The sequence below is a fragment of the Bradyrhizobium sp. Arg237L genome (genome assembly GCF_029990105.1).
In the GTDB taxonomy this organism is placed as follows: Bacteria; Pseudomonadota; Alphaproteobacteria; order Rhizobiales; family Xanthobacteraceae; genus Bradyrhizobium.
Window position 1 is genome coordinate 1 of sequence record NZ_JAQMIL010000247.1, and the last position, 353, is coordinate 353.

Consider the following 353-nt stretch of genomic DNA (forward strand, 5'->3'; position numbering starts at 1 on the left):
GGCGGCGGGATTTCCGAGTAGACATAATACTTCAGATAAGACAGCTCGCCTTCGTCCGGATTGGGCGAAGCCGGCGGACGGCCCTGTCGTAGCGTTCCCTCGTTCTCGGCCGGCGCAGCCTCAAGGCTGGCACTGGCCTGCAACATTCGTCCTTGCCGCAGCGAACTGGTCGCATCGGACGGCATCACCGCGTCCGGCGCCGCGGCGCTGGATCCCTCCCCAACAATCGCATTAGCCGATGATCTTGTATCGAATTTCGCATCGAGGACGGGGGCCGGCAATGCTGCGAGGGCGTTTGTCAGGACCGTCGTCACATTCAGCGGGATGGCGCTGAATGCATCAGCAACTCTCGC

The 353-nt window shown here is 62.3% G+C and carries 1 pseudogene; it reads right to left on the reverse strand.

Annotation, left to right across the window (positions count from 1 at the left end):
- Positions 1–185: pseudogene (locus OZ411_RS43185) on the reverse strand (hypothetical protein); the annotation flags it as partial.
- Between the last annotated feature and the right edge of the window lie 168 nt (positions 186–353).